26 protein-coding genes are annotated in these 26,355 nt (G+C 68.8%); 6 read left to right on the top strand and 20 right to left on the bottom strand.

All coding sequences use genetic code 11. The features are described from left to right. The 7 genes from VFS34_11755 to VFS34_11725 form a co-directional block, all read right to left on the bottom strand. A partial coding sequence (locus VFS34_11755) for an amino acid adenylation domain-containing protein (protein ID HET9795128.1) occupies window positions 1-3,003 on the bottom strand: 3,003 nt, incomplete at its 3' end. Then, a complete protein-coding gene (locus VFS34_11750) occupies window positions 3,003-4,253 on the bottom strand; it encodes a cytochrome P450 (protein ID HET9795127.1) in 1,251 nt (416 codons plus the stop codon). The genes VFS34_11750 and VFS34_11755, both read right to left, overlap by 1 nt. Next, window positions 4,250-6,109, bottom strand: coding sequence for a non-ribosomal peptide synthetase (locus tag VFS34_11745; protein HET9795126.1), 1,860 nt, complete (start codon window positions 6,107-6,109; stop codon window positions 4,250-4,252). The genes VFS34_11750 and VFS34_11745 overlap by 4 nt, the downstream gene beginning before the upstream one ends. A gap of 17 nt (window positions 6,110-6,126) precedes the next feature. Further along, a complete protein-coding gene (locus tag VFS34_11740) occupies window positions 6,127-7,128 on the bottom strand; it encodes an SDR family oxidoreductase (GenBank protein ID HET9795125.1) in 1,002 nt (333 codons plus the stop codon). A gap of 5 nt (window positions 7,129-7,133) precedes the next feature. Then, complete coding sequence (locus tag VFS34_11735) at window positions 7,134-8,507, bottom strand: nucleotide sugar dehydrogenase (protein ID HET9795124.1); 1,374 nt, start codon at window positions 8,505-8,507, stop codon at window positions 7,134-7,136. Window positions 8,508-8,599: 92 nt separating this feature from the next. Then, complete coding sequence (locus VFS34_11730; protein HET9795123.1) at window positions 8,600-9,184, bottom strand: transcription termination/antitermination NusG family protein; 585 nt, start codon at window positions 9,182-9,184, stop codon at window positions 8,600-8,602. Between the two features lie 125 nt (window positions 9,185-9,309). After that, window positions 9,310-9,984, bottom strand: a complete 675-nt coding sequence (locus VFS34_11725) for a response regulator transcription factor (protein HET9795122.1) — start codon at window positions 9,982-9,984, stop codon at window positions 9,310-9,312. Window positions 9,985-10,246: 262 nt separating this feature from the next. On the opposite strand from VFS34_11725, the gene VFS34_11720 reads away from it, so the two are divergent. Together VFS34_11720 and VFS34_11715 are read left to right on the top strand one after the other, a co-directional pair. Further along, on the top strand, window positions 10,247-12,802 hold the full coding sequence (locus VFS34_11720) for a PKD domain-containing protein (GenBank protein HET9795121.1): 2,556 nt from the start codon (window positions 10,247-10,249) through the stop codon (window positions 12,800-12,802). 245 nt (window positions 12,803-13,047) lie between these two features. Further along, complete coding sequence (locus VFS34_11715; GenBank protein HET9795120.1) at window positions 13,048-13,953, top strand: EamA family transporter; 906 nt, start codon at window positions 13,048-13,050, stop codon at window positions 13,951-13,953. Here the strand turns inward: VFS34_11715 and VFS34_11710 are convergent. Then, window positions 13,931-14,155, bottom strand: a complete 225-nt coding sequence (locus VFS34_11710) for a hypothetical protein (GenBank protein HET9795119.1) — start codon at window positions 14,153-14,155, stop codon at window positions 13,931-13,933. The genes VFS34_11715 and VFS34_11710 overlap by 23 nt on opposite strands. A gap of 92 nt (window positions 14,156-14,247) precedes the next feature. Here VFS34_11710 and VFS34_11705 point away from each other — a divergent pair, with 92 nt between their 5' ends. The 3 genes from VFS34_11705 to VFS34_11695 all read left to right on the top strand — a co-directional run bounded on the left by VFS34_11705 (window position 14,248) and on the right by VFS34_11695 (window position 16,786). After that, window positions 14,248-14,988, top strand: coding sequence for a dienelactone hydrolase family protein (locus tag VFS34_11705; protein HET9795118.1), 741 nt, complete (start codon window positions 14,248-14,250; stop codon window positions 14,986-14,988). A gap of 9 nt (window positions 14,989-14,997) precedes the next feature. After that, complete coding sequence (mqnE, locus tag VFS34_11700; GenBank protein HET9795117.1) at window positions 14,998-16,110, top strand: aminofutalosine synthase MqnE; 1,113 nt, start codon at window positions 14,998-15,000, stop codon at window positions 16,108-16,110. A 232-nt stretch (window positions 16,111-16,342) separates the two neighbouring features. Beyond that, window positions 16,343-16,786, top strand: coding sequence for a hypothetical protein (locus VFS34_11695; GenBank protein HET9795116.1), 444 nt, complete (start codon window positions 16,343-16,345; stop codon window positions 16,784-16,786). A 15-nt stretch (window positions 16,787-16,801) separates the two neighbouring features. Here the strand turns inward: VFS34_11695 and VFS34_11690 are convergent, their stop codons facing one another. From VFS34_11690 to VFS34_11680, 3 genes are read right to left on the bottom strand one after another with little or no spacing between them, the layout of a single operon-like run. After that, entirely contained in the window at window positions 16,802-17,452 is a 651-nt protein-coding gene (locus VFS34_11690) for a lysophospholipid acyltransferase family protein (protein ID HET9795115.1), read from the bottom strand. Beyond that, complete coding sequence (locus tag VFS34_11685) at window positions 17,449-17,871, bottom strand: DUF420 domain-containing protein (GenBank protein HET9795114.1); 423 nt, start codon at window positions 17,869-17,871, stop codon at window positions 17,449-17,451. Before VFS34_11685 ends, VFS34_11690 begins: the two co-directional genes overlap by 4 nt. 22 nt (window positions 17,872-17,893) lie before the next feature. Next, the gene (locus tag VFS34_11680; protein ID HET9795113.1) at window positions 17,894-18,202 is read right to left on the bottom strand and encodes a hypothetical protein; all 309 of its coding nucleotides are present in this window, start codon (window positions 18,200-18,202) and stop codon (window positions 17,894-17,896) included. A 78-nt stretch (window positions 18,203-18,280) separates the two neighbouring features. Between VFS34_11680 and lepB the strand changes: the two genes are divergently transcribed. After that, the gene (gene lepB / locus VFS34_11675; GenBank protein ID HET9795112.1) at window positions 18,281-19,006 is read left to right on the top strand and encodes a signal peptidase I; all 726 of its coding nucleotides are present in this window, start codon (window positions 18,281-18,283) and stop codon (window positions 19,004-19,006) included. 64 nt (window positions 19,007-19,070) lie between these two features. Here the strand turns inward: lepB and VFS34_11670 are convergent, their stop codons facing one another. The 9 genes from VFS34_11670 to VFS34_11630 all read right to left on the bottom strand — a co-directional run bounded on the left by VFS34_11670 (window position 19,071) and on the right by VFS34_11630 (window position 26,038). Continuing rightward, the gene (locus tag VFS34_11670; protein HET9795111.1) at window positions 19,071-19,361 is read right to left on the bottom strand and encodes a hypothetical protein; all 291 of its coding nucleotides are present in this window, start codon (window positions 19,359-19,361) and stop codon (window positions 19,071-19,073) included. 269 nt (window positions 19,362-19,630) lie between these two features. Beyond that, window positions 19,631-20,227 (bottom strand): cytochrome c oxidase subunit 3, encoded by a 597-nt coding sequence (locus VFS34_11665; protein HET9795110.1) that lies wholly within the window; start codon window positions 20,225-20,227, stop codon window positions 19,631-19,633. Between the two features lie 25 nt (window positions 20,228-20,252). Beyond that, a complete protein-coding gene (locus VFS34_11660; GenBank protein HET9795109.1) occupies window positions 20,253-20,579 on the bottom strand; it encodes a cytochrome C oxidase subunit IV family protein in 327 nt (108 codons plus the stop codon). Between the two features lie 14 nt (window positions 20,580-20,593). After that, a complete protein-coding gene (locus VFS34_11655; protein ID HET9795108.1) occupies window positions 20,594-20,794 on the bottom strand; it encodes a hypothetical protein in 201 nt (66 codons plus the stop codon). Beyond that, a complete protein-coding gene (cyoE, locus tag VFS34_11650; GenBank protein ID HET9795107.1) occupies window positions 20,791-21,687 on the bottom strand; it encodes a heme o synthase in 897 nt (298 codons plus the stop codon). Before cyoE ends, VFS34_11655 begins: the two co-directional genes overlap by 4 nt. Further along, complete coding sequence (locus VFS34_11645) at window positions 21,684-22,652, bottom strand: COX15/CtaA family protein (protein ID HET9795106.1); 969 nt, start codon at window positions 22,650-22,652, stop codon at window positions 21,684-21,686. Before VFS34_11645 ends, cyoE begins: the two co-directional genes overlap by 4 nt. A 4-nt stretch (window positions 22,653-22,656) precedes the next feature. After that, window positions 22,657-24,423 (bottom strand): cbb3-type cytochrome c oxidase subunit I, encoded by a 1,767-nt coding sequence (locus VFS34_11640; GenBank protein HET9795105.1) that lies wholly within the window; start codon window positions 24,421-24,423, stop codon window positions 22,657-22,659. Then, window positions 24,424-25,191 carry a cytochrome c oxidase subunit II gene (coxB, locus tag VFS34_11635; GenBank protein ID HET9795104.1) on the bottom strand — a complete coding sequence of 256 codons (768 nt, stop codon included), beginning with the start codon at window positions 25,189-25,191 and terminating at the stop codon, window positions 24,424-24,426. A 7-nt stretch (window positions 25,192-25,198) separates the two neighbouring features. Continuing rightward, window positions 25,199-26,038, bottom strand: a complete 840-nt coding sequence (locus VFS34_11630) for a carboxypeptidase regulatory-like domain-containing protein (GenBank protein ID HET9795103.1) — start codon at window positions 26,036-26,038, stop codon at window positions 25,199-25,201. Window positions 26,039-26,355: the final 317 nt, after the last annotated feature.

Below are 26,355 nucleotides of genomic sequence, written 5' to 3'. Positions count from 1 at the left end.
CACCTCCCGCCAGATCTCGACGAGCAGGCGCTCTTCGCGGGATCCGGGCGCGGCGGCGCTCTCGAAGAAGCGTTCGGGCTCGGGGAGCGCCCGCCGGTCCACCTTTCCCGACGCGGTGAGGGGAAGCGAGGCGAGGACCGTGATCGCCTCCGGAACGAAGGCCCGCGGGAGAATCGACGCGACCCGTTCCCGCAGGGCGCGGGCGAGCTCCCGGCGAGCGGCCGCCTCGGACGCCGCCGCCGGCGCGGCCACGTAGGCGGCGAGCGTTGCGGCCAGACCTTCTCCGCGGACCGCGACGGCCGCGTCTTCGACGCCGGGACAGCGGCGAAGGGCCGCCTCGATCTCCGCGGGCTCGACGCGGACGCCTCGGACCTTTCGCTGGTCGTCGACGCGCCCGAGGAATTCGATCTCGCCGTCCGCCCGGCGCCGCACCCGGTCTCCCGTCCGGTAGAGACGGTCGCCGGGGGCGCCGAACGGATCCGGAACGAAGCGATCGCGGGTGAGATCTTCCCGGCCGAGATATCCGCGCGCGAGCGGGACGCCGCCGACGTACAGCTCCCCGGGAGCTCCCGCCGGGGTTCTTCGTCCCCGGCGATCGAGCACGTCGAGGCGGGCGCCGTCGATCGCGGTCCCGATCGGAACGCGGCGCCCGGCGTCCTGCGGGCGGCAGCGGTACGACGCCACGTCGACGCACGTTTCGGTCGGCCCGTAGAGATTGTGGAGCTCGGCACGGCTCACCCGGAAGAACTCCCGGACGAGGTCCGCCGGGATCGCCTCTCCTCCGCAGAAGACGTGCCGCAGCGCCGGCGCCTCGGCGAAGTCCGGGAGCGTGACCAGAATCCGGAGGAGCGAGGGAACGAGCTTCAGGTGCGTGATCCGCTCCTCGCGAAGGAGGGCCGCGACCAGGCGGGGATCGGCGCCGGCGCCGGGAGGCGCGACGACGAGGGTGGCTCCCGCGACGAGCGGAGCGTAGATCTCCCAGACCGAGGCGTCGAAGCCGAGCGGGGCCTTCTGGAGAACCCGGTCTCCCCGGCCCAGAGGGAACGCGCGCTGGCTCCAGGCGAGGAGGTTCGCGAGCGGCCGGTGTTCGATCGCCACTCCCTTCGGCTCCCCCGTCGAACCGGAGGTGTACAGGACGTAGGCGAGATCGGAAAGCTCCGGGATGCCGTCGAGAGTCCATCCCGGCTCGGTCTCGAGGTCGACGAGCGGGACGCTCGGAACGCCGCCGAAGGCCGCCGGCCTCCCGGAGGAGATCACGAGGGCGGGACGGGAGCGTTCGAGAACGGCGGCGACGCGGGCGGGAGGCCAGTCCGAGCCGAGCGGCAGCCACGCGGCCCCCGCGCGGCCGATGGCGAGGATCGCCGCCACGCGATCGTCGGATCGCGGCATCGCGAGAGCGACGATCGACTCGCGCCCGATTCCGCGATTCTGCAGTGCCGCGGCGATCCGCGTGACTCGTCCGGCGAGCTCTCCGTACGTCGTCGTCCTGCCGTGGAATCGGAGCGCGGGCGCCGACGCCAGCTCGGACGCGCGACGGTCGAACTCGACCGGCGCCGGCCGCATCGACGTTCCCGCCGGCGCTCCGATGTCCGCCGGCGTTTCCCCGGCGAGCGCGAGCTCCGAGATCCGGCGATCGGGGTCTGCGAGAGCGGAGCCGAGGAGGGCGCGCCAGTGCGCCTCGAAGACGCGGATCGATTCCGCGTCGTAGAGATCCGCGTCGTAGAGGAAGCGGCCCACGATTCCCTCCGGCCGGCTCTCCATCTCGAGCGAAACGTCGAATTTCGCGCTGCCGCTCGAGGCTTCGAAAAGGGTCAGGTCCCAGCCCGGCGGAACGGGCGCGCGGGGCGGCTCGTAGGAGAGAAGGATCCGGAACAGCGGCGCACCGCCGCGCCCCGGGACCTCGGCGGCGAGGCGCTCGTACGGCACCTCCGCGTGCGCAAGGGCCGAAACGACGCTTTCGCGGGCCCGCGAGACGAGATCCCGGAAAGAGGGGTCGCCCGCAACCGACGTTCGCAGCAGGACCGGATTCAGGAAGTATCCGAGGACATCCTCGAATTCGGTCCGGGGCCGGGCCGCCGAGACGCACCCGAGCACGAGATCGTCGTCTCCGGTGAAGCGGGAGAGCGCCGCGGCCAGCGATGCGAAGAGCACGACGAACGGGGTCGCGCCGCATTCTTCGGCGAGCCCAGCGGCTCCGTCACGCACTTCGGCCGGAAATTCCACCCGCCGGACGGCGCCGACCCCCGCGATCTCGCCCGGTCGCTCGCGATCCGAAGGGAGCGCGGTGGGCGCCGGCAGGTCGGCGAGCCGCTCGCGCCAGAACTCGACCGCTTCCGGGGGCAGGATTCGATCCGCCTCCCACGCCGCGTAGTCGGCGAATTGCACCGGCGGCGGCGGCAACGGCGAAGGCCGGCCGGCACGGAAGGCCTCGTAGATCCCGACGAGCTCCGGGAAGAACGTTCCGAACAGCGACGCGGTGTCGAAGATGAGGTGATGGATCGTCAGGAACAACCGGTGGTCGTCGTCGGCGAACCGGATCAGGCGCGCCCGGAAGAGCGGCGGCCGCGAGAGGTCGAACGGGAGCGCCGCGTCGGCGGCCGCGAGCTCCGCGGCGCGTCTCTCGCGCGCCTCCGGAAGGAGCGCCCGGAGGTCCTCCCGCGCGACGGGGATTCGGAACGCGGGCTCGACCTGCTGAACGAGCCGTCCGCCGGCGACCGTGAAGCGCGTGCGCCACGATTCGTGCCGGCGGACGATTTCGGAAAGCGCCCGGTCGAGCGCGTCCTCGTCGAGGTCGCCGCGCCGCCGGATCGTCGCCGACTCGTTGTAGATCGGGCGGCCGGCGAGCTGCTCGTGCATCCAGATCTCGCGCTGGCCCGCCGTCGCCGGAACCGGGCCTCCGGCGCGCGCCGCGACCGGCCGCGGGGGTTCCGCCGGGAGCCGCTCGCCGCGGAGACAGCTCTCGAGGACCCGCCGCTTGGCTTCGGAGAGCTCCGGTGGGGACATCACGCCGCCGCGGCCGACCGGAACGACACCGGAAGGGACTTCAGTCCGCGGAGCCCGAGGTTCTCGCGCCACTCGAGCGGCCCCGGCTGGAGCCGCAGCTCCGGGAGACGGCGCAGGAGGGTGTCGAACGCGATCTGTCCTTCGAGGCGCGCGAGCGGGGCGCCGAAGCAGAAGTGCGCCGCCCAGCCGAAGGCGACGTGGCGATTCGGCTGACGCGACAGATCGAGCCGGTCGGGATCCGGAAACCGCTCCGGATCCCGATTGGCCGCCCCCATCACCGCGATCACGGCCTGGCGTTTCCGGATCGGGCGTCCGCCGAGCTCGCGGTCGGAGGGCGCCATCCGCGCCGTGTGCTGGCTGGGGCTCTCGTACCGGAGGAGCTCCTCGACCGCCGACGGGGTGAGCGACGGGTCCGAGCGGAGGCGCTCGAGCGCCTCCGGGTTCCGGAGGAGGGTGAGCATTCCGTTGCCGATCAGGTTCGTCGTCGTCTCCTGCCCGCCGACCATCGTCACGATGCAGTTGGCGATCACTTCTTCTTCGCTCAGGCGATCTCCGTCGATCTCGGCCGTCAGCAGCGACCGCACGAGGCCCTCGCGCGGCGCGCGGCTCTGCGAGGCGATCGCCTCCCGGAAGTACGCCGTCATCTCCTCGACGCTCCGGAGGACCCGCGGCACGCGGTCCGGGTTGTGCTGGAAGTTCCCGAGCATCTCGGCGAAATCCGCGGACCAGCGCTTGAGCCGGTCGTGGTCTTCGACCGGAACGCCGAGCATCTCCGCCGTCACGATCGCGGGAAGCGGGTTCGCGAACTGATCGATGAGGTCCATCCGGCCCCCCGGCGCGCCGTCGATGAGGCGGTCGGCGATCTCCTGGATGTGCCCGCGCAGCACCTCGACGCGGCGGGGAGAGAACGCGACCGACGCCAGCCCCCGCAGCCGAGTGTGGGCCGGCGCATCCATGAAGAGCATCTGTCGGACCATGACGGCGGCGATCGGCGTCAGGCTCTCGAGCCCCATCGCCGCGAGCTGATCGGGCGTCGGCGTCCGGTCCGCCGAATAGTCGTGCAGGACCGTCAGCACGTCGGCGTACCGGGTCACCACCCACGCATGAAGGAAGGGGTCCCAGTGGACGGGATCTTCGGTCCGGAGCCGCGCGTAGAGCGGATACGGGTTCGCGAGCACCGCCGGATCGAGGAGCTGGAAGAGGGAGAGCGACGGATCGGACTCCGGTCGGGCCGACGGAACGGTGCTCATGCGCCCTCTCCCGCGCCCGCGATGCGCCGCGCCTCCTCTTCGCTCATTTCGTCGACCCGGCGCCGCACGGCTTTCTCGACCTCGGCCGCGAGCCGGGAGACGGTCGGCGCCTCGAAGATCGTGCGGAGGGGAAGCTCGATGCCAAACGCGTCGCGGACGCGAGCGATCATCTGGGTTCCCAGGAGCGAGTGCCCGCCGAGCGAGAAGAAATTCTCGTCGACTCCGATCCGGTCGAGACGGAGGAGCTCCGCCGCGATCTTCGCGACGCGCGCCTCGGCCGTCGATCCGGGCGGCCGGCCGGCCGAAGCGCCCGGCGTTTCCCGCGGCGGCGCGGGAAGCGCTTCGCGGTCGATCTTTCCGTGCGACGTCAGCGGGAACTCGTCGATCGTCACGAACACCGACGGCACCATGTATTCGGGAAGACGGGAGCGGAGATGTTCGCGGAGATCCGCCGGCCGCCGGCCCTCTTCGGAAACGACGTAGGCGACGAGACGAACTTCTCCGTCCCGCTCCGTCTTCGCGACGGCGAGGCTCGACCGCACATCGGGGTGCGTCTCGAGGGCGGCCTCGATTTCCGCCGGCTCGACCCGGAATCCGCGGATCTTGACCTGTCCGTCCAGCCTCCCGAGGAACTCCAACCGACCGTCGTGGCGCCGGCGCACCCGGTCGCCCGTGCGATACATCCGCTCGCCTCCTCGGAAGGGATGAGGGGCGAACCCGCCCGGGTGCCTCGCGGTCCCCCCGACGTATCCGCGCGCGAGGCCGGCCCCCGCGAGGCACAGCTCCCCGGGCTCCCCGTCCGGGCAAAGTTCTCCCCGCTCGTCGAGGACGAGCGCCTCGACGCCGTCGATCGGGCTCCCGATCGACGGCAGCCCTCCCGCGAGGGAGGACGCGGGGACGACGAATCCGGAAGTCGCGACCACCGTTGCCTCCGTCGGGCCGTAGTTGTTCACCAGACGGAACGGGAGACCGGCCGGCGGGCGTCGATGCAGGACGTCGCCGCCCGTCAGGAGGAGCCGGAGCGCCGCGTCGGCGGGCCAGTCGAGCGCGAGGAGACGCTCGGCGACGGGCGTCGGGGCGAACGCGACACTGATCCCTTCCGCGAGCATCCACTCGCGGAGCCGCGCCGGATCGCCGCGGAGGGCGGGATCGGGAAAATGGACGCTCGCGCCCGCCGCCAGAGACGGCCACAGCTCCCAGACCGCCGCGTCGAAGGCCGGATTGGCCAGTTGCGACGCTCGATCGGCGGGCCCGACGCCGAACGCCCGACGGTGCCAGGCGATCAGATTCGAAAGACTTCCGTGCTCGATCTCGACGCCCTTCGGGGTCCCGGTCGAGCCCGACGTGTAGATGACGTAGGCGAGTCCCGACGAGCCGTCCGGCTCCGGGCGACGTCCCCCGGCGCGCGCCGGCCGATCGCGGCGGAACGGGATCACGGGGGCGCCCAGCTCCAGCCATGTCGCCTCGTCCTCGGCGACGACGAGCGGTGCCGCGCAGTCGCGCACCATGAACGCGAGCCGGCTCCGGGGGGCATCGGGGTCGAGCGGGAGGTACGCGGCGCCGGCTTTCCACGCGGCCAAAGAAGCGACGGCGCGGTCGCCCGGATCGGCCAGGACGATCGCGACCGGCCGGTCCGCGGAGACTCCGGTGTCGGCGAGCTCCGCCGCGAAGGTCTCGGCGAGCGCATCGAGCTCGCCGAACGTGAGGCGCCGGGCGCCGGCGGAGAGAGCGAGCGCCCCCGGCCGGCGGCGCGCCTGCTCTTCGACCGCGAAACGTGCCGATGGGGCGGTCTCGGCTCGGCGGAGCCCGGGAATCCGCTCCGGAAGAAGGCGCGAAGACTCGGAGATCGACGACATCGGGCCTCTCGAGCGCGTCAGCGCGCGACCGGAATCCTCTCCGGCTCGGCCTGGAGCGAGGCGGCGAGAGATTCGAGATAGTGGCGATGGGAGAGGGGGAGTCCCTCGGGAAGATCGAATTCCGGGGAGTAGCCGAGCGTGTTCCGCGAGAGCGTGAGGTCCGCGAGCGAGTGACGGACGTCGCCCGAACGCTCCGGGGCGTGGCGCGGCTCCCGGGAGGAGCCCGCCGCCTCGCCGACGAGCCGCGCGAGCTCGAGAAGCGTCGTCCGGCGGCCCCCGGCGACGTTGTACGCCCTCCCGCAGCAGCTCGCGTCCACTGCCGAAGCCAGGAGGTTCGCGGCGACGGCGTCGGCCACGAACGTGAAATCCCGGCTCTGCTCCCCGTCCCCGAAGATCACCGGCGGCTGCCCGCCGAGGTACGCCTTGAAGAAGCGGGGAATGACCGCCGCGTACGCGCCGTCGGGGTTCTGCCGCGGTCCGTACACGTTGAAATAGCGGAGGCCGACGAGCTCCATGCCGAAGCAGCGCTGGAACGTGTCCGCGAGCTCCTCGTCCATCCGCTTGGAGAGCGCGTACGGGGAAAGGGGCTTTCCTTCCTCCCCTTCGCGCTTCGGAAGCTTGTCGCTGTCGCCGTAGACGCTCGACGACGACGCGTAGACGACGCGCCGCACGCCCGCGTCGCGCGCGCCCGCGAACACGCGCGCGGTTCCGGTGACGTTGACGTCCAGGGTGGTGCCCGGGTCTTCGAGGGACCGGGGAACGGAGCCGAGCGCCGCCTGGTGGAAGACCCGGTTCACGCCGCGCATGGCCTCCCGGACGGCATCGGGATCGCGGATGTCGCCGAGCCGAAAATCGATCCGCTCCGCGGCATGGGCGAGATTCCGGCGGCTCCCGGTCGAGAGGTTGTCGAGCACCCGCACCTGCGCTCCGCGCGCGAGCAGCGCGTCGACGAGATGCGAGCCGATGAACCCCGCGCCCCCGGTGACGAGGACGCTCTCGCGGTCGAAGTCGGGCGCCATGGTCTTCACGCGCGCACGACGTTCCGGTGGCCGTTGCGGTAGATGCCGCGCGTGTCGACGACGAGCGGAGCGTGACGCGCGACGAGCTCGTAATCGACCGCGCTGTGGTCGGTCACGATCAGAACGGCGTCCTGGGTGGCGAGGTTCTCGGCGGTCAGCGACGTCGACTCCATCGGCGGGAGGTCGGGCCAGGTGCGCATCCGCGGCGCTTTCGCGACGTGGGGATCGTGATAGCTGACGTCCGCCCCGAGGCGGAGGAGTCCGTCGATGAGCTCGAACGCCGGGCTCTCCCGCGCGTCGTCGACGTCCTTCTTGTACGCGAGGCCGAGGACCAGGATGCGGCTCCCCCGCGTCGGCTTTCCGCGGTCGTTCAGCGCGAGCTGGAGCTTTCCGAGGACGTAGTGCGGCATCTGGATGTTCACCTCGCCGGCGAGCTCGATGAACTTCGGCGTGATCCCGTACTCGCGCGCTTTCCAGACGAGGTAGAACGGGTCGAGGGGAATGCAGTGCCCGCCCCATCCCGGGCCGGGGTTGAACCGCATGAATCCGAACGGCTTCGTGGACGCCGCGTCGAGCACCTCCCAGATGTCGATGCCGAGCCGCTCGAACACGATCTTGAGCTCGTTGACGAGCGCGATGTTGACCGCCCGGAAGATGTTTTCGACCAGTTTCGTCGCCTCGGCGGCGCGGGAGTGGGATACCCGCACCGTCCCGGCTTCGATGACGGCGTCGTAGAGCGCCTGCGCGACGTCGCCGGAGCGTTCGTCGACGCCTCCGACGACCTTGGGAATCGTCGCCGTTCCGAACCGGGGATTCCCCGGGTCCTCGCGCTCCGGGGAAAATGCGAGGAAGAAGTCCTCGCCGCACCTCAATCCCGTCTTCTCCTCGAGGATCCCGCGAACGAGCTCGTCGGTCGTGCCCGGATACGTCGTCGATTCGAGGACGATGAGCTGCCCTTCGCGCAGGTTCTCCGCGATCTCGCGGGCGGTCGCGACCACGTAGGTCATGTCCGGCTCGCGCTGGGGGGTCAGCGGCGTCGGGACGCAGATCAGCACGGCGTCGCAATCGGCGATGCCGCGAAAGTCGTTCGTCGCCGAGTACCGGCCGGTCGCGTTCGCCCGCGCGACGCGCTCCCCGTCGATGTGCCGGATGTACGACCGCCCGGCCGCCAGCATCTTCGCCTTTTCGCCGTCGAGGTCGAAGCCCGCGACGGGGAACCCTTTTTCGCTGAACACGAGCGTGAGCGGAAGGCCCACGTACCCGAGACCGACGACGCCGACGCGGGCCTCGCGCGAACGGATCCGTTCGAGCAGCCGGGCGGCACGGGCTTCGGCGGTTTCGGCGGGGCGCTCGAACTCGACGACGGAAACGCTCGACATGGGGATTTCCTCCTTTTCCTCGCCGGGGCGCAGGCTCCGCCCCTTTCGGTGTACCGACAGATGCGTCGCTGTGCTCCGCGCCGGGAGTCCGGTCAGAGGACCGGGACGGACGCGGGCGGAAGAACGGCGGGAATCGAGAGCGGCGCGAGCATCTCGCGTTCGAACTCGACGGCGACGGTCTTCCGCAGAAGAGAAACCGAGACGAGAAGGCGCTCCGCGCCTCTCTCCCGGACCACGATGCCGAGATATCCCTCGAAGGGTCCGTCCACGACCCGGACCGGCTCTCCCGGGTCGAGCGCTCGCACGGCGGCGAGCCGCGCGCCGGAACGCTGCAGCCGGTGGATCTGCGCGAGCTCCGTCTCGAGCAGATCCTGGTCGGGCACGTCGATCATCCGGACCACGACGTTGCTCCGCCAGATCTGCGCGCGCTCCTCCGCGGCCGCCCGGAGGAACACGTAGCCGGGGAAGAGCGGGAGGTAGGAGACGAAGTTCCGTCCGTTGCGGCGCGCCCGCTTCTCCCGCTGCGGCGCGTAGAACGGAATTCCAATCGGCGAGAGGAACCGCGCGAGCACTTTCTCCTGGCGGCTCCGCACGTGCGCGACGGTCCAGGGAGCGCCGCCGGGCGAGGCGAAAAGGCTCTCCGGAAAAACGTCGGGCTCACGTTTGAGTAGAGGCATCACCGGGGTGACGAAGCACACCGCATGCCAGTGAGTTGGAGGGCTCGCGGGGCCCGGCCGGGACGGAATAAAACCCGCGAGAGCGAGGCCCTGTCCCCGTCCGGCGCCCCTCCGCGGCGTTCGCGTCAGCCGCGCCGGGAGTCGGTGTAGGAAAGGAGGATCAGGTCGGCGCGCCGGCGCACGCCGTACTTCGCGAGCACGTTCGAGACGTGGAATTTCGCCGTGCGCTCGGAGATCCGGAGGCGCTTGGCGATCTCCTTGTTCGAGAAATTCTCGAGGAGGTCGTTCAACACTTCCTGCTCACGGCGGGTCAGGCCGGTGGGCGTGAGCCCGGCGGCCGGAAGGGCGCGCGAAGACGAGTTCGTGAGCGTCGTGTCGATGAAGCGGGAGAGGAGCGCGCGCGGAACCCAGAATCCCCCTTCCGCGACCTCTTCGAGGGCCGAGGAGAGCCGCTCGCCGAGCTCCGCGTAGGTGAGGAGCCCTTTGACGCCGAGGCGGAGGAGGGGGAACGCGGAGGCTTCGTCGAACGCCTCGGCGACGACGAGCGCACGTCCGGCCGGGTTCCGGACGAGGACGGCCGAGACCAGCGCCTCGGCGGCGACGCGGGCGTAGGCCCCGTCGAGCACGTAGAGCGAGGAGAGCGGCACGTCGATCTGCCGGACGTCGAGCTTCGGCTCGAGGCGCAGCGTTTCGAGTCGGAATTCGCGGCCGGGGAGCGCACGCTCGAACTCCGAGCGGACGAGAGGATGGACCCAGAAAAGACAGACGGTAATGGGCTTCTTGTCCGAAACGTTGCCCACGCTCGGAGCGTAGCCGCTTCCCGGCGCAGGGGCAACTTTCCTCAGGAAGCGATTTTCCATCTCCGCACGGAGGAGGTTCGCAATTCCCGTGCCTGACCCTGCGGACAGGGCGGGGGACGGCGGCATTCCTGTTCTTTTTTTGACACCTCGACCAGTAGTCCCCGCGCGCCCTGCGCCTTTACCGTGAAGCCACTTCCGAACGGGGCGATTTTGGGCGTCTCGTCCGAGCGAAGCGGATCCAACCAGGCAACGAGGGGGAACAATGAATTCGAATCGAGTCCTGCGCGCGGAATTCCCGCGCCTTTCCGGGGAGACCCGCGTCCGTGCGGCCGCTCTCCGCCGGGAAACGGCGCCCCGGGGTGCTCTCCGATGGCTCTTTCTCGGAGCGGCGGTGCTGGCCGCCGCGAGCGCCGCCCGCGCCACCGATTTCTACGCCGCGCCCGGCGGCTCGTCCTCCGGCACCGGCTCGATTTCGAGTCCTTGGGACCTCCAGACCGCCCTCAACCAGACCGTCGCCAAACCCGGCGACACCATCTGGCTGCGCGGCGGCGTCTATCACGGCACGTATTCCTCGTATCTGAACGGGACCTCGGCCGCACCGATCGTCGTGCGGCAGTATCCCGGCGAGCGCGCCACGATCGACGGAGGCAACTCGGGCTGGACGTCGATCCTGATGGTCTCGGGCTCCTACACCTGGTACTGGGGCTTCGAAGTGATGAGCTCCGATCCGAATCGCGTTTCGTCGCAGACCGGCTCGAACCCGACCGACATCGGGCGCGGCAACCTGGCGACCGAGCAGACTTCGCGCACCGGCGCGGGGTTGAAGTTCATCAACCTGATCATCCACGACATCCAGGACGCCGGCCTCTGGAAGGAAGCGGTCGGAAGCGAGTTCTACGGTTCGGTCATCTACTACGACGGCTGGGACGCGCCGGATCGCGGGCACGGACATGGCCTCTATCTGCAGAACCTGACCGGGACGATGGCCATCAAGGACAACATCATCTTCGAGAACTTCCAGAACGGGATCCAGTGCTATGGATCCGAGACCGCGTATCTCAACAACTTCGACATCGAGGGAAACACGATCTTCAACAACGGCTCGATCGTCGACAGCCCCGCCAACAACATCATCATCGGCGGCGGCGTGGTCGCCCAGAACCCGATCGTCGCGAACAACAGTCTCTACTACACGGCGTGGGGCAACGGGATCAACCTCAACATGGGTTACTACCCCTACGGCATCGGCGCGTCGAACCCGCAGATGACGGGGAACTACTCCGGGAACGGCGAGTACGACCTGAATTCCGCCAACACGAACACGACCCTGACCGGGAACGCGATCTATTCGTCTCTCGTGAACTGGACCTCCTCGCAGTATCCGTCGAACACCTTCTACTCCTCGGACCCGGCCAACCTGAAGGTCGTCGTGCGTCCGAACAAGTACGAGGCCGGCCGCGCCAACATCACGGTCTACAACTGGGGCCTCGCCGCGACCGTCCCGGTCGACGTCAGCGGCGTTCTCACCGTCGGTCAGGCGTTCGAAGTCCGGAACGCGCAGGACTGGTTCGGCGCGCCGGTCCTCACCGGCACGTACGGCGGAGGATCGATCTCGCTCCCGATGACCGGCTTGTCCGTCGCCGCTCCCGTCGGCTGGACCACGCCGCCGGCATCCGGACCCGAGTTCAACGTTTTCGTGCTGCTGCCGAAGAGCGCGGCGACGTCCACCGGGACGGCGCCCGATCCGCACTTCTCGATCTCCCCGAACCCGGCGGCGGCGAACCAGACCGTCCAGTTCACCGACACCTCGCTCAACTCCCCCACCGCGTGGAGCTGGAATTTCGGCGACGCCGCGTCGACGACCAACACCTCGACCGCGCAGAATCCCACTCACGCCTATGCGGCTGCCGGCACGTACACGGTGCGGCTCACGGTCACGAACGGCGCCGGAAGCGCGTCGACGACGAACACGGTCACCGTGAATCCGGCGGCGACCGCCCCCGTTCCGAGCTTCTCCTTCTCGCCGTCGGTTCCCGCGCCGAACCAATCGACCCAGTTCACCGACACCTCGACCGGATCGCCGACCTCCTGGTCGTGGACGTTCGGCGACGGAGGGACGTCGACGACCGAAAGTCCGACCCACGTCTACGCGAGCGCCGGCACGTACACGGTCACCCTGAAGGCCTCCAATGCGGCCGGGAGCGCGTCGGCATCGCAGGCAGTCACCGTCTCGGCCCCGGCCGCGGCTCTCCCGGACCCCCACTTCTCGATCACGCCGAACCCGGCGTCCGCGGGCCAGACCGTGCAATTCACGGACACGACGCTGAATTCCCCCACTTCGTGGTCGTGGAATTTCGGCGATCCGTATTCGACGTCGAACACCTCGACCGCGAAGAACCCGACCCACGTCTACAGCGTCGCCGGGACCTACACGATCCGTCTGACGGCCACCAACAGCGCGGGGAGCGCTTCGACGACGAACACCGTCGCGATCAACGCCCCGGTCGTCGCTCCGGTCGCCTCGTTCACGGCGGCCTACGGCGGAAAGGTGCTGACCGAACAGTTCACGGACACGTCCACCGGCTCTCCGACGTCCTGGTCGTGGAACTTCGGCGACACCGCGTCGGGTGCCTCGAACACGTCGAGCCTGCAGAACCCGTCGCACCGGTTCTCGAAATCCGGAACGTACACCGTGACCCTGACGGTCAGGAACTCGGCCGGATCGGGCTCCACGCTGCACACGCTCACCGTGTACAAGTACCGACTGGTCGTGGCTTCGTCGACGAGTCTCCGCGCGATGAAGATCCAGCGGGGCTAGTTTTCGGGTAAGGCGGACCGGCTCCGGAGGGCCCCCTCTCCGGACCCAAAGCCGGTCCGCCTCTTTTTCTCGTCGGGTGCCGATTGGTCGGGGAACCGGTCGAACGAGCGACTCGACCGCGATCGCCGTCGCCCCCTCGCCGCGCGCACGGTCCCGCGTACGTTGAGCCCGCGGACGGTGCACGCGCCCGTATTCGTTCGATGCGTCGCCGCGCTCCCCCCATTCTCCCTGCTAGAGTCCGCCCGATGCGCGGCAAGACCCTCCTGCTCTACTCGATCTGCTGCGCGATCTGGGGATCGACGTGGCTCGTGATCAAGCTCGGGCTTCCCGACCTCCCGCCGTTCCGCTTCGCCGGGATGCGGATGGGATCGGCGTGCCTCGTTCTCACGGTCTTCGCGTTCCGCGGCGGCCGCCGGCCGAACGCCTCCGAGATCCGCGCGATCGCGCTCGCCGGATTCCTTCAGATCGGGGTTTCGTACGCCTTGGTCTTCGCGGCGGAGCGGACGATCGACTCGGGAATGACGGCCGTCCTCTTCGCGAGCTTTCCGATCTGGATATCGCTCTTCGCGCACGCGCTCCTTCCGGACGAGCCGCTCCGCCCGGCCGTCGCCGTCGCCGCGGTCGTGGGTCTGGCCGGAGTCGTGCTCCTCGAGCTTCCCGCCGTCGAGACGGCGCTCGGGGGAGGAAGGTTCCCGGTCGCCGCGCTCCTTCCCCTCGGCGCCTCGATCGCCTCCGCTTTCGCGAACGTCTGGATGAAGAGGCGCCTCGCGAGAGTTCCGCCCCGGGTGAACCTGTGGGGACAGACGCTCGTCGGGTCCGCGTTCCTCTTCGCGCTCTCCTTCGTCTTCGAGACCGGAGTTCGTTCGCGATGGACGGCGCGCTCGGCCGGCGCTCTGGTCTACCTTTCGCTCTTCGGAACGGTGATCGCCTTTCTCGCGCTCTTCCGGCTGATCCCCCGCGTGCCGATGGCGACGATCGGGGCGATCCCGCTGATCGACACGCTCGTCGCGGTGACGCTCGGCGCGCTCGTCCTCGGCGAACGGGTCGGCGGACGGTTCTTCGCGGGGGGCGCGATGATCCTCACCGGGGCGGCCCTCGCCACGCCCGGAATCTTCGGCCGGAGGGCGGTCAGGGAATCAGCGGTTTCGTGACCGGCTGGAACGGGTGCATGGACTGGGGATCCACCTCGTCGAGGAACGCGGCGTTGTAACGGTAGCAATCCCAGCAGAAGCGCTCCGAGACGAGGAACTGGAAATCGACGATGCGCCCCACCGCGGGATAGTCGAGGATCTCCTTCCCGCACTGCGAGCAGACGTTTTTCGTGCCCTTGACGAGCTTCCAGACCGGTCCCACGGGCCGATCATATCCCGGTCGCGCCGACGGAGGGGCGGACGGTCCGGCGCCGGAACGCCCTGCGATACGCTCTGGACGGCCGGGAGGAGCCGATGACCGAGGATCGCATCGTCGTCGAGACGCCGGAGGGACCGATGGAGACGCATCGCGCCGCTCCCCCCGACGGGGAACGGAATCCCGCCGTTCTGGTGCTGCAGGAGGCGTTCGGGGTGGACGACCACATTCGATCGGTCTGCCGGCGGTTCGCGCGGGAAGGCTACGTCGCGCTCGCCCCCGAGCTCTACCACCGCGAAGGACCGGCCCGGACGTTCGGATACGAAGACTTCTCCGCGGTGCGCCCGCATCTGGGGGCGCTCACCAACGGCGGGATCGCGACGGACGTCCGGGCCGCTCTGGCGCGCCTGCGCTCCGATCCGGCCGTCGACGGGGAGCGAATCGCCGCCGTCGGATTCTGTGTGGGAGGATTCGCGGCGTTCCTCGCCGCCTGCCGGACGGACGTCGCGGCGGCCGTCTGCTTCTACGGCGGCGGGATCGCCCGCGAGCGACCGGGAATGAAGCTCCGGCCGCTCCTCCCCGAAGCGGACGCGATCGCATGTCCGCTCCTCGCGTTCTTCGGCGCGGAAGACGCGTCGATCCCCCCCGCCGACGTGGAGGCGGTCGGCGTGCGCCTGCGGGATCTCGGAAAGACCTTCGAGATCGTGTCCTATCCCGGAGCGGGGCACGGCTTCTTCAACGACGAGCGTTCCTCGTACCGCGCCGACGCCGCGGTCGACGCATGGCAGAGGACGCTCGAATGGCTCGACCGGCGGTTGCCGGGCGGAGCGGAAAGATAGAATAGGCGGGTGATCGAGAACCTGCCCGGGTCGTTTCGCGGCTCCGACCTCCTCCCGATCGCCGAAAAGGTCGCGGCGCGGGAGCGGCTCTCGTTCGAGGACGGGGCCACCCTCTTCACGACCCGGGACTTCCTCGGGGTGGGCCGGCTCGCGAACTTCGTGCGGGAGCGCGAGCATGGAAACGCGGCGTATTTCAACGTCAACCGGTACCTGAACCCGACGAACCTCTGCTGGGTCGATTGCGCTCTCTGCGCCTGGGCGAAAAAGGTCAACGAGCCGGGCGGCTACGAGATGGGAATCGAGGAATGCCTCCGGCACGCGCGGGAGGGATACAGCGAGGCGGTGACCGAGTTCCACGTCGTCGGCGGTCTGCACCCCTATTGGCCGTTCGAGTACTACACGGGTCTGCTCTCGGCCCTGAAGCGGGAGTTTCCGGGCGTGCACCTGAAGGCCTGGACGATGGTCGAGATCGACTGGATCGCCCGCGTCGGCAAGCGCTCGCTCCGCGACACCGTCCTCGCGCTCCGGGAGGCCGGGCTCGACTCCTGCCCCGGCGGAGGCGCCGAGATCTTCGCGCGCCGCGTGCGCGACGTGATCTGCAGGAACAAGATCTCGGGAGAACGGTGGCTCGAAGTCGCGAAGGTGTGCCACGAAAACGGGGTGCGGACGAACGCGACGATCCTTTACGGCTCCGTCGAAACGGTCGAGGAGCGCGTCGATCACCTGGTCCGGCTGCGCGAGCTCCAGGACGAGACGGGCGGTTTCACGGGCCTCATCCCGCTCGCCTTCCATCCCGAGAACACGCCGCTCGCGCACCTGCCCGAAACGTCCGGGCAGCTCGACCTCCGGGTGATCGCCGCCTCGCGCCTGATGCTCGACAACTTCCCGCACGTCAAGGCCTACTGGATCCAGATCGGGACGAAGCTCGCCCAGGTCGCCCTTTCTTTCGGCGCGGACGACCTCGTCGGGACGCTCGTCGAGGAGACGATCACCCACGCCGCCGGAGCGAAGACCGCGCGCGGGATGACCCGCTCCGCTTTCGAGGAGATGATCCGCGAGACCGGACGGGAACCGTTCGAGCGGGACTCCGAGTATCGGCGCGTCGTCCGCCCCGCCGCCTAATCGCCCGTTCCGGAGACCCGCTCGGCGTCGTTCGCCGCTCCACGGAGAAGGCGATGCGGCTCCCGTCGAACCCTCCGTTCTCCGATCCGCAACACCCCGAAATTGAAACCCTTCCCGTTCGGGCGCGTACAATAGGGCAAGAGGTTCTCGTGACTTCCAGTCAGGCGGAAAACCGGCCTCCCCAGTCGCCGCGATCGATCTCGTGCACGCGAGTTGCAAAAGGCGCAACTCGATGACGGTCGTGGCGCGAACGCTCTCCCGGATTCTCGGGCACGACGAGCAGTGCGAAGCCTTGCGAAAGGCGGAGCTGCGCCGGGGGGATCACGTCTTCGTCGAGACGGAGAACTCGGTGTACACGATCCGTGTCGCGGACGACTCGAGCTACCAGGTCGCCGGCGGGTGGTTCGACCGGAACGGAGGCGGTCCCGCGCGGACGGCGATCAACGGGTGCACCTGGGGAGGAAGCATCATCCAGACGCGGGTCGTCGCGGCGCGCGGGCTGCGTCTCGAGTTCGCCAACCGCGTCGTGACGAGCCCGATCCGCAAATTTTGGGTCGTCCGGGCGGAGCGACGGGGGGACATCGCGAAGAAGGACGCCGCGCTGCTGGCCGCCTGCGGGATCCGCTGGAACGAGGCCGAGCCGCTCGAAGAACTCATTCCGCAAAAAGCTTCCTGACGGGCCCGCGCGATCTCACCACGGCGCGGGGGGGATCACTCCGGCCCGCGCGTCGGCCTCCGCCGTGGCCGAGTCGATCCCCGCCTTGATCCTTGCGCAGGCCGCCGCGTCGTCCTCGGCCCCGATCCGGAAAGGTTCGGCGTACACGACGAAATTCCGCGAGAAGGCCTTCGGCACGAGGTATCGGTCCCACGACTTCAGGAAACGCGGCCGCGTCGCGCTCCCCGATATCGGAAGGATCCACGCCCCCGTGCGGCGGGCGAGCGTCACGATCCCTTCCTGCACGGCGCGCGGAGGGCCCTTCGGCCCGTCCACCGTCAGCGCCGCCGGGTGGCCTTCGGCGACGAGGCGGGCGAGCCGCACGATGCCTCGCGCGCCCCCCTTGTTCGTCGAGCCGCGCACCGGCACGTAGCCGTGTCCGGCGAGCCACCTCGTGATGATCTCCCCATCCTTCGATTTCGAAGCCATCGTGGCGACCCGCTGCCCGCGATGCGACCAGATGGGCACGAGCATCCGGCCGTGCCAGAGCGCGAAGATGAACGGATCGCCGGAATCGCGAAGCCGCGTCCACCGCTCGCCGTGCACCCGCTCGATGCGCCAGGTCAAGTCGTAGGCGCGAAGGAGCGAGGAGACCGCCGCGGTCGCGGCGGCGGCGCCGAGGTTCACCGCGCGATCCGATAGAGCATGAGGTACACGACGACTCCGGTCACCGATACGTAGAACCAGATCGGCAGAGTCCACCGCGCGATGCGGCGATGCTCGACGAACCGGCTCCGCGTCGCGAGATACAGAGTGCGGAGAACGAGCGGGACGACGGCGGCGGCGAGCACGGTGTGGGTCGCGAGGATCCCGAGGTAGAGCGTCCTCTCGAGCCCGCGGCCCGGGTAGCGATGAACGCCGGCGTGCGCGTGGTACGTGAGATAGCTCGCGAGAAAGATCACCGAGACGACGAACGCCGTCTTCATGGTGCGCCGGTGCGCGGCGACGTTCCGCCGCCGGATGAAGCCGAATCCGATCAGGAGCAGCACCGCGCAGAGGCCGTTCAACGCCGCGTTCACCGCGGGAAGCTTTTCGTACGGGATCACGGCGGGAGAAGCCCGGCCCGCGTCAGGAAGAGGCTTCGGGAAGCCCCATCGCGCCGGCGCGTTCGGGCGAAGCCCCGCCCGCGGCGGCGTCGCGCGCGGCGCTCCGCCGGCGTCGGGCGATCAGGATCCGCGCGGCGACGATTCCGACCGTCACGAACGGCAGCGCCATCATGAAGATGATCGACCAGAAGAATCCACGCCCGAGCTGCGTCGGATTCTTGCCGTAGACGTCGTTGGCGAGATTGTCCGCGCAGAGCGGGCACGCCTGGGCGATCCGCGTCGAGGCGGCGAGGGAAATCGCGAGCAGGAGAGTCGAGACCCGGCGGAACATCGCCGGGATCGTATCGCAATCGCGGCCCGCCGCGCAGCGTTTGACGCCTCCCGTCCGGGCGTATAGCCTTCGGCTCCCATGCCCGACCACGCCCCCGAAGCCCCGCCCGAGGTGTCCCCTCCGAGCCGCGCCGCGCGCATCCTGGGAGAGCTCCGCCAGCTCGCCTTGATCGCGCTCCTCCTCTTCACCGGCCGGTCGGTCCTCGCCGACTGGTACCAGGTTCCGACCGGCTCGATGAAGCCGACGATCCTCGAAGGGGATCGGGTGTTCGTTCTCAAGTGCGCGTACCAGATCCGGTTTCCGTTCACCGCGCTCCGCCTGTTCCCGACGGGCTCCCCGCGGCGCGGCGACGTCGTCGTGCTCCGAAACCCCGACGGAGGCGCCGTCCCCCTCGTCAAACGCGTCGTCGGGCTGCCGGGGGACGTCGTCCGCCTCCAGAACGAGCGCCTCTTCGTCAACGGCGTCTCCCAGACGCTCCGGATGCACCCCGTCGCCCCGGACGGAGAGGAGCCGTTCCGATGGGTCGGAACGGAAGACCTCGGGGGAAGGCCGCACCCGGTCCAGGTCCTCCCCGATCGGCCGGCCATGCGGACGTTCGGACCCGTCGTCGTCCCCCCGGGCTCCGTCTTCCTGATGGGAGACAACCGCGACGACAGCCGCGACGCGCGCTATTTCGGACCCCGGCCGGTCTCCGACCTGCTCGGCAAGGCGGAAGGCATCTTCTGGAGCTGGCACCCGGAGATCCTGAAGGGGCCCCGCCTCGCCCGGTTCGGCCGTCCGTTCGCGACCGCTCCGAAGCTTTAGGACGCGCCGAGTTGAAGCGGCGGAGCCGCTCGACCCGGCGGGCCAGGACTTCTTCCGTTTCGAATCACCGATGGCGCTCGCGCAGCAAGTCGCCGGCCGCGTCCAGCAGCCGCGAGGCGAGAGCCGGGTCGGAATCGGCGATGCTCGCCCGGAGGCGCCCCGCCGCATCGACGGCGACGAACCGGTCTCCCGGAAACGGCGGCATGCCCGCGACGAACGTCCATCGCCCGGGGACCGCTCCGAACGTCCGGGCGAGCTCGCGGAGCTTCTCCGGCGCCGCGAGCGACGGATCGGCGACGAACGTGACGAGGACGACGTCCCCCGCGCGCGCGAACGACGTCTGCAGGTCCGTCATCCGGAGATTCCGGACGAGGCAACCGCCGCATTCGGACGTCACCGCGTCGGCGATCCAGATCCTGCCGTCGAGGTCGGGTTCGGTCCACGGGCGCCCGCCCGCGTCGCGCGCCGAGAACGGCGGCGCGGGGCCGAGGTCCGGCAGCCGCTCGGGAGCGCGCGTCGCGAGCGTCTTCAGCCACGCTCCGGCCGCGAAGAGGAGGAGCAGGAGCCCCGCGAGGATCGCCGCGCCCGCCGGGCTCTTGAAGCGGAACCCGGAAGAAGCCGTCGTCAGATGAGGTAGATCACCGTGAAGAGGATGATCCAGACGAGATCCACGAAGTGCCAGTACAGGCCGATGTTCTCGACCCCCTGGTGATCCGCCTGACTGTACTTCCCGCGGAACGCCTTGATCGTGACGAACGTCATGCAGATCACGCCGCAGAGCACGTGAAAGCCGTGGAACCCCGTCGTGGTGAAGAAGACCGAACCGAACAGGCTCTTCGACGGCGTGAAGTGCTCGACGAAGAGGAGGTGGCGGTACTCGACGACCTGGACCGAAAGGAATCCGGCTCCGATCAGGCACGTCGCGACGAGGAATCGCTTCATCCTCGCCTCGTCGCCCCGCTGGATCGCCGCGAGCGCGAGGACCATCGTCACCGACGAGCAGATCAGGAGGAACGTGTTGAACCCCGTCAGCGGAACGTTCAGGACCGTGCTCGGCACCGGCCACATCGGCGATCCGAACCGCAGCACGATGTAGCCGCCGATCAAACCGGTGAAGAACATCACCTCCGAGCAGAGGAACACCCACATCCCGAGCTTCTTGTCGGGAAGGCCGACGCCGCCTTCCGTTTCCATCCCGTGCGTGAGGGTCATCGCTTCCATTTCGTTCGTCTCCTCGTTGTCTCGGTCAGTGGGGGGGCATCACGGTCGACGGCGAATGGAACAGCCATTGCATCAGGTTCGCCGTGACCAGAATGAGCGCGAGCACGAGGGTGAGCGAGATGGTCACCCCGAGGCTCAGCCGCTCGAATTTCAGGTGCATGAAATAGAGCGCGACGAGCAGCGCCTTCACGATCGCCATCGACACGAGCAGCACGATCTTCGGTCCCTCGCCGATGGGGAGCTTCATCGAGGCGAGCACCTCGAGCACCGTCAGCGCGAGGAGCCACCAGAAAATCGCCATGTACCGCGGCTGGCGGTGCGGCGTCTGCGAGGGGCTCTCCTGGATTTCCATCTTCCTCTCCTTCTCTATCCCCGGACCGCCGTCGGCCGCCCGGCGGCGGCGAATTCGGAATGCAGGACGGTGCGCGACTTCTTGCCGTTGGCGGCGATGAAACAGGCCGCGCCGATCGCGAGCGCCGCCATCACCGCGACGAGCGTCCAGGCCGTGCGCCGCAGGCGCCGGCGGATCTCCGGATCGTTCGGATCCGGCCGGGGGTCCCTCCTCACGCGCGTCCCCCGTCGAAGAACGCCAGCATCAGGAGCGCCGGCAGATAGACGATCGACGCGGCGAAGAGCCACCGCGCCGCGGACGTCGTTCGCCGGAATGCGAAGGCCGCGGCCGCCGCGGTGAACGCGACGCCGCACACGACGGCGCCCGCCGAATACAGGGGGCCCGTCACCCGGAGCGTCGACAGCGCGAGCGAAACCGGCACGAGCGTCGCCGCGTAGAGGACCGCCTGCCGCCCCGTCGAAGCGCCGTCCGGCTCGAGCACGGGAAGCATCGGGAAACCCGCCCGGGCGTAATCCGCGCGATAGAGCCACGCGATCGCGAGGAAGTGCGGCATCTGCCAGAAAAAGAGGATCGCGAAGAGGACCCACGCGCCGGGCGCCAGGCCGCCGCCGGCCGCCGCCCAGCCGATCACCGGCGGAAGGGCCCCCGGGACCGCCCCCACGATCGTCGCGAGCGACGTGACCCGCTTCATCGGCGTGTAGACGAGGACGTACAGGAGGAGCGTCGACGCCGCGATCGACGCCGCGAGCAGATTGACGCCGAAGGAAAGCTGCGCCAGCCCCGCGAGCGCGAGGGCGAACGCGAAGAGCGAAGCGGGAAGGACCTCCATCCGCCCCGACGCGAGCGGCCTCTGGGCCGTCCGGCGCATCTTGGCGTCGAGCTCCCGCTCCCAGATCTGGTTGAAGGCCGCCGCGCCGGAGGCGACGAGGCCGGTGCCGAGAATCGCGTGGAAGAGCGTCCACGCGTCGACGGTACGGCGCGCCAGCAGATAGCCGAGGGCCGTCGTCACCAGGACCAGCGTGTTCACGCGGAGCTTGGCGAGCGTCACGAAATCCGCGGGGCGGACGCGCGACGGCGTCTCGGCGGAAACGAGCGGGCGCGAGCTCACGCGGACACCGCCGGCCGGATCCGGACGTCCGCCGCCGCGGCGCTTTCGCCGCGCGCGAGCGCCATCGAGAGCGCGACGGTCCCCGCGAGGATCAGGGCGCCGGTCGATTGATGAGCGACCGTGAAGACGACGGCCTTTCGAGACCAGATCGACAGCGCCCCGAGGAACATCTGGACCGGGAGGAGGAGCGAGAGGGCGAGCGAGACGCGCCGCGGGGCGGCGTCGCGGCGCGCGCGGCGGACGACGAACGCCGACGAGAAGACCGCGAGCGCGACGAACGCCGCCCAGGCCCGGTGGGCGAAATGGACCGCGATCTTCGCGTTCCAGTGGTCCGGCACGGGATGTCCGAAAGACGCGGGGAAATCCGGAATCGCGAGCCCGGCGTCGCTGTGGCGCATCCAGGCGCCGAGCACGAGCTGCACGAAGACGGCCGCGAAGGCGAGCAGCCCGGCGGCGAGGCCGGCCCGCTCGCCCGGGGAGAACGACAGCGGCCGCGAAGACTCCCGCCACGCCTTCGAGGTCAGGATCGCGATGACGAGGGTGAGCGAAAGGAAGGATTGCGCGAGGCACGCGTGCGCGACCGAGATCGGCGTCGGAAGCAGGTACTTCACCGTCAACCCGCCGAGCAATCCCTGCGTCAAGACCGCGGCGACGGCGACGGCCGAGAGCACGCGCACGGCGCGCGGAGCGCCGGCCGCCCACGCCCGGACGGCGAGTGCGACGGTGAGCATGCCGACGGTCGCGGCGATCAGGCGGTGCGAGTGCTCGAACCGGATCCCGCCGACCCACTTCGAAGGGGGGAACGTGAACATGTTCTGTCCGTAGGTCGTCGGCCAGTCGGGGACGGACAGCCCCGATCCCGTGGACGTCACGAGCCCGCCCGCGATCACGAGAAGGAAAGTGGAGGCGAAGAGGATCTTCGCCATCGCCGCGAGTCCCCGGGGGAAATCCGCCGCCGCCGTCACGCGATCAGTGGGACGACAGCGGCGCCGACGCCGGCTGCGTCTGCGGAAGATAGTCCTCGGCCATTCCCGGAACGCTGTACTCGTAGGGCCCGTGGTACACGATCGGGATCTCCGCGAAGTTCTCGTGCGGCGGCGGAGAGGTGGTCTGCCATTCGAGCGTGTTCGCCCTCCAGGGGTTGTTTCCGACGCGCTCGCCGAACTTCAGGCTCCAGAAGAAATTCACGATGAGGACGATCTGCGACACGCCGAGGGCGAACGCGGAGAACGACATGAAGATGTTGAGCGGCTGGAGACCCTTGAGATGGCTGTACTGCGTGTAGTCGTAGATCCGGCGCTGCATCCCGCGCATGCCGAGGATGTGCATCGGGAACATGACCCCGTTGAAGAAGATGAGCGACAGCCAGAAGTGCACCTTTCCCCACGTCTCGCTCATCTTGCGGCCGAACATCTTCGGGAACCAGAAATAGAGGCCGGCGAAAGCGCCGAACAGCGAGCCTCCGAAGAGCACGTAGTGGATGTGTCCGACGATGAAGTACGTGTCGTGGATGAAGATGTCCACCGGAGTCGAGGCCATGAAGATGCCCGACAGCCCGCCGATCGCGAACATCGCGACGAACGCGATCGCGTTCAGCATCGGCGTCGTGAAATGGATCTGGCCGCGCCAGAGCGTCCCGAGCCAGTTGAACGTCTTGATGGCCGAGGGGACCGCGATGACCATCGTCGAGATCATGAACGTGGTGCCGAGGTACGGATTCATGCCCGACTGGAACATGTGGTGCCCCCACACGATCCACCCGAGCCCCGCGATGCCGCACATCGCGTACGCCATCGAGCGGTACCCGAAGATGGGCTTCCGCGCGAAGACCGCCATCACGTCGGAGACGATCCCCATCGCGGGAAGGATCATGATGTAGACCTCGGGGTGTCCGAAGAACCAGAACAGGTGCTGCCACAGGAGCGGCTGGCCGCCTCCCGCGTTCGTCCACGCCGCGCCCGAGACGATGAGCCCCGCCGGAAGGAAGAACGTCGTGTGGAGGATGCGGTCGAAGAGCAGCATGATCATGGCGGCCGACAGGACCGGGAGCGCCAGCAGGAGCAGGATCGCGTCGATGAAGAGCGCCCACACCGTGAGCGGCATGCGGAAGAAGTGCATCCCCGGCGCGCGCAGGTTGATGATCGTCGTGATGAAGTTGACCGCCGTCAGGAGGGACGAGATCCCGAGCACGAGAAGAGCGAGGAGCCACAGGGTCTGGCCTTTCGGCTGGATCGCCGACAACGGCGCGTAGGACGTCCACCCCGACTGCGCGGCTCCCCCTTCGACGAAGAAGGACGCGATGATCAGGAACGCGCCGGGCACCGCCGTCCAGAACGACATCATGTTCAGCCGCGGGAACGCCATGTCGCGGGCGCCGATCTGCAGCGGAACGACGTAATTGCCGAACGCGCCGATGAGCAGCGGCATGATCGCGAAGAAGATCATGATCGTCGCGTGCATCGTGAAGAGCGAGTTGTAGAACTCCGGGAGCATCACGCCGCCCGGCATTCCGGCCGGCACGATCTTCCCCATGAACGCGAGCGGGCGCCCGGGAAACGCGAGCTGCCACCGCACGAGCATCGCCAGCAGCCCCCCGATCACGAGCATGAAGAGGCTGTAGCTCATGTACTGGATGCCGATCACCTTGTGATCGAGCGAGAAGACGTACTTGCGCCAGAAGGAGGTCGGGGCCGCATGGACCCCGTGTCCGTGGGCGACGGCGACGGCTTCACTCATTTACTTCGACTCCGTTTTGTTTTCCGCGGCCGTTTCCGCCAGCCATTTCTGGAAGCCCTCGGGCGTGTCGACGGTGAGGTATCCCTTCATCCGGTAGTGGCCGAGACCGCAGAGCTCGGCGCACGCGATCTCCCAGTTGCCGGTGTGCTTCGCCTGCACCCAGACGCGCGTCGTCATGCCCGGCACCGCATCCTGCTTGATCCGGAACTCCGGGAGGAAGAACGAATGGATGACGTCCTTCGAGTGCAGGTTGATGAGCGCCGGCTTGTCGACGGGAAAGTGCAGCTGGTTCAGCGTCACGATGTCGTCGTCGGTGTTCAACTTCCCGTCCGGCCCCGGATACCGGATGTTCCAGGCGAACTGCTCGGCCGTGATGTCGATGACGGTGCCGGAGGAGGGAAAGTGGTTGCGGATGTAGGCCCACGAGTCCTGCGACACGACGGCGAGGAAGACGAGGATGAGCGCGGGAATGATCGTCCAGATCACCTCGAGCCGGTTGCTCCCGTGCGTGTACGTCGCCCGCCCGCCGGCCTTCGCGCGGTACTTGAAGAGGAAGACGAGGAGCGTGATCTCCACGAGGAAGAACACGATTCCGGTGATCCAGAGGATGAGGTTGAAGATGCCGTCGATTCGCCCCGCGTACGTGGAGGCCTCTTCGGGGAGCCTCCACGGCGCGTTCGGCTCGCTCGCGGCGAGAAGAAGGGCGGGCGCCGCGACGATCGCGGCGCCGACGATCAGGCTCAGCCAGGACGGGCGTCGACGGTTCATGGCGCGGTTACGATGCCTTGTAGCTGAAGTCCGCGGTCTTCGCGTCGGTTCCCGACACGGTGACCGTCTGGTCCTGCGGGCCGTACTTCTCCTGCCAGCTCTCGATCACGTAGGTGCCGGCGGGGAGCCCGGTCAGCTTGTAGTTGCCGTCCTGGTCGGTGACCGCGAAGAACGGATGGGCGAAGACGCCGCAGTACGAGGACATCCACTTGTGGACGTCGCACTTGATGTGGAAGGGCGGGAGCTCCGGCTTGTCGAACACCTTCTCCTGCGTCATGCCCTTGATCGGCATTCCGATGTTGAACTGCGCGTTGACGGCCGGAAGCGGATGGATGTTGTGGAGGGTCGCGTCGGAGTTGACGATCTTGACCTTCTGGCCGGCGCGGACGCCGAAGACGTGCGGCGTGTACATGCACCCCTGCTGATCGAGCATCACGGGCTCCGTCGGCACGGGATAGTTCGCGCTCGCCGGAAGGCCGCTCTTGACGTAGACGAGCGCCCACTGCAGATTTCCGTTGTTGTCGACGACTTCCTGCGACTTGACGGGCGCCGGGTGGTTCGACTTGCAGTAGTTGTCCGCGTCCATCTTCAGGGTTTCCATCGCCGGCGCGGCGCCCGCGAGGGTGACCTTGCCGGAAATCGTCGCGCCGCCGGCGGGCGTCGCCGCGGCGGGAGCGCCGGCCGGCGCGCCGGCGGGAGCCGCGGCGGCCGTGGTGGTGGTGGTCGTCGTCGTGGCGGCGTTTCCGGCGTCGAACGACGGGGCTTCTTCCTTCGATCCGCCGCCGCAACCCACGGCGAGCGGAAGCGCGAGAGACGCGATCCAGGCGAGCTTCGAGTTGAATTTCATCGAGATTCTCCTAAAAAGACCCAGTTTTGCTTGTGAAATTTGTCACAAAGGGCGGATGCTAGCACAGCGAATTTGTCCGTTCAAGAAAATCGCCCGAAATTCGGCGTCCCGTCTCGACCCGCATGGCGAGGTCCCCCTCTGATATCGCGCTTCCCGAAAATTCGCGCGCGAGGATAAGGCACGTGGCGGCGCCATGGGAAGCTGAATCGTCGTCTCCGCGATATTTCTTCGGCGGGACGAGGACGACGCGAACGAGGCCGAAGAAAACGGGTCGAATGCATCAAACGAAGCGCTCGGACGCGCGTGCTATCGTCCCC

The organism is Thermoanaerobaculia bacterium, from assembly GCA_035717485.1.
Classification (GTDB): Bacteria; Acidobacteriota; Thermoanaerobaculia; order UBA5066; family DATFVB01; genus DATFVB01.
This window is presented reverse-complemented; position numbering and strand designations above follow the sequence as displayed.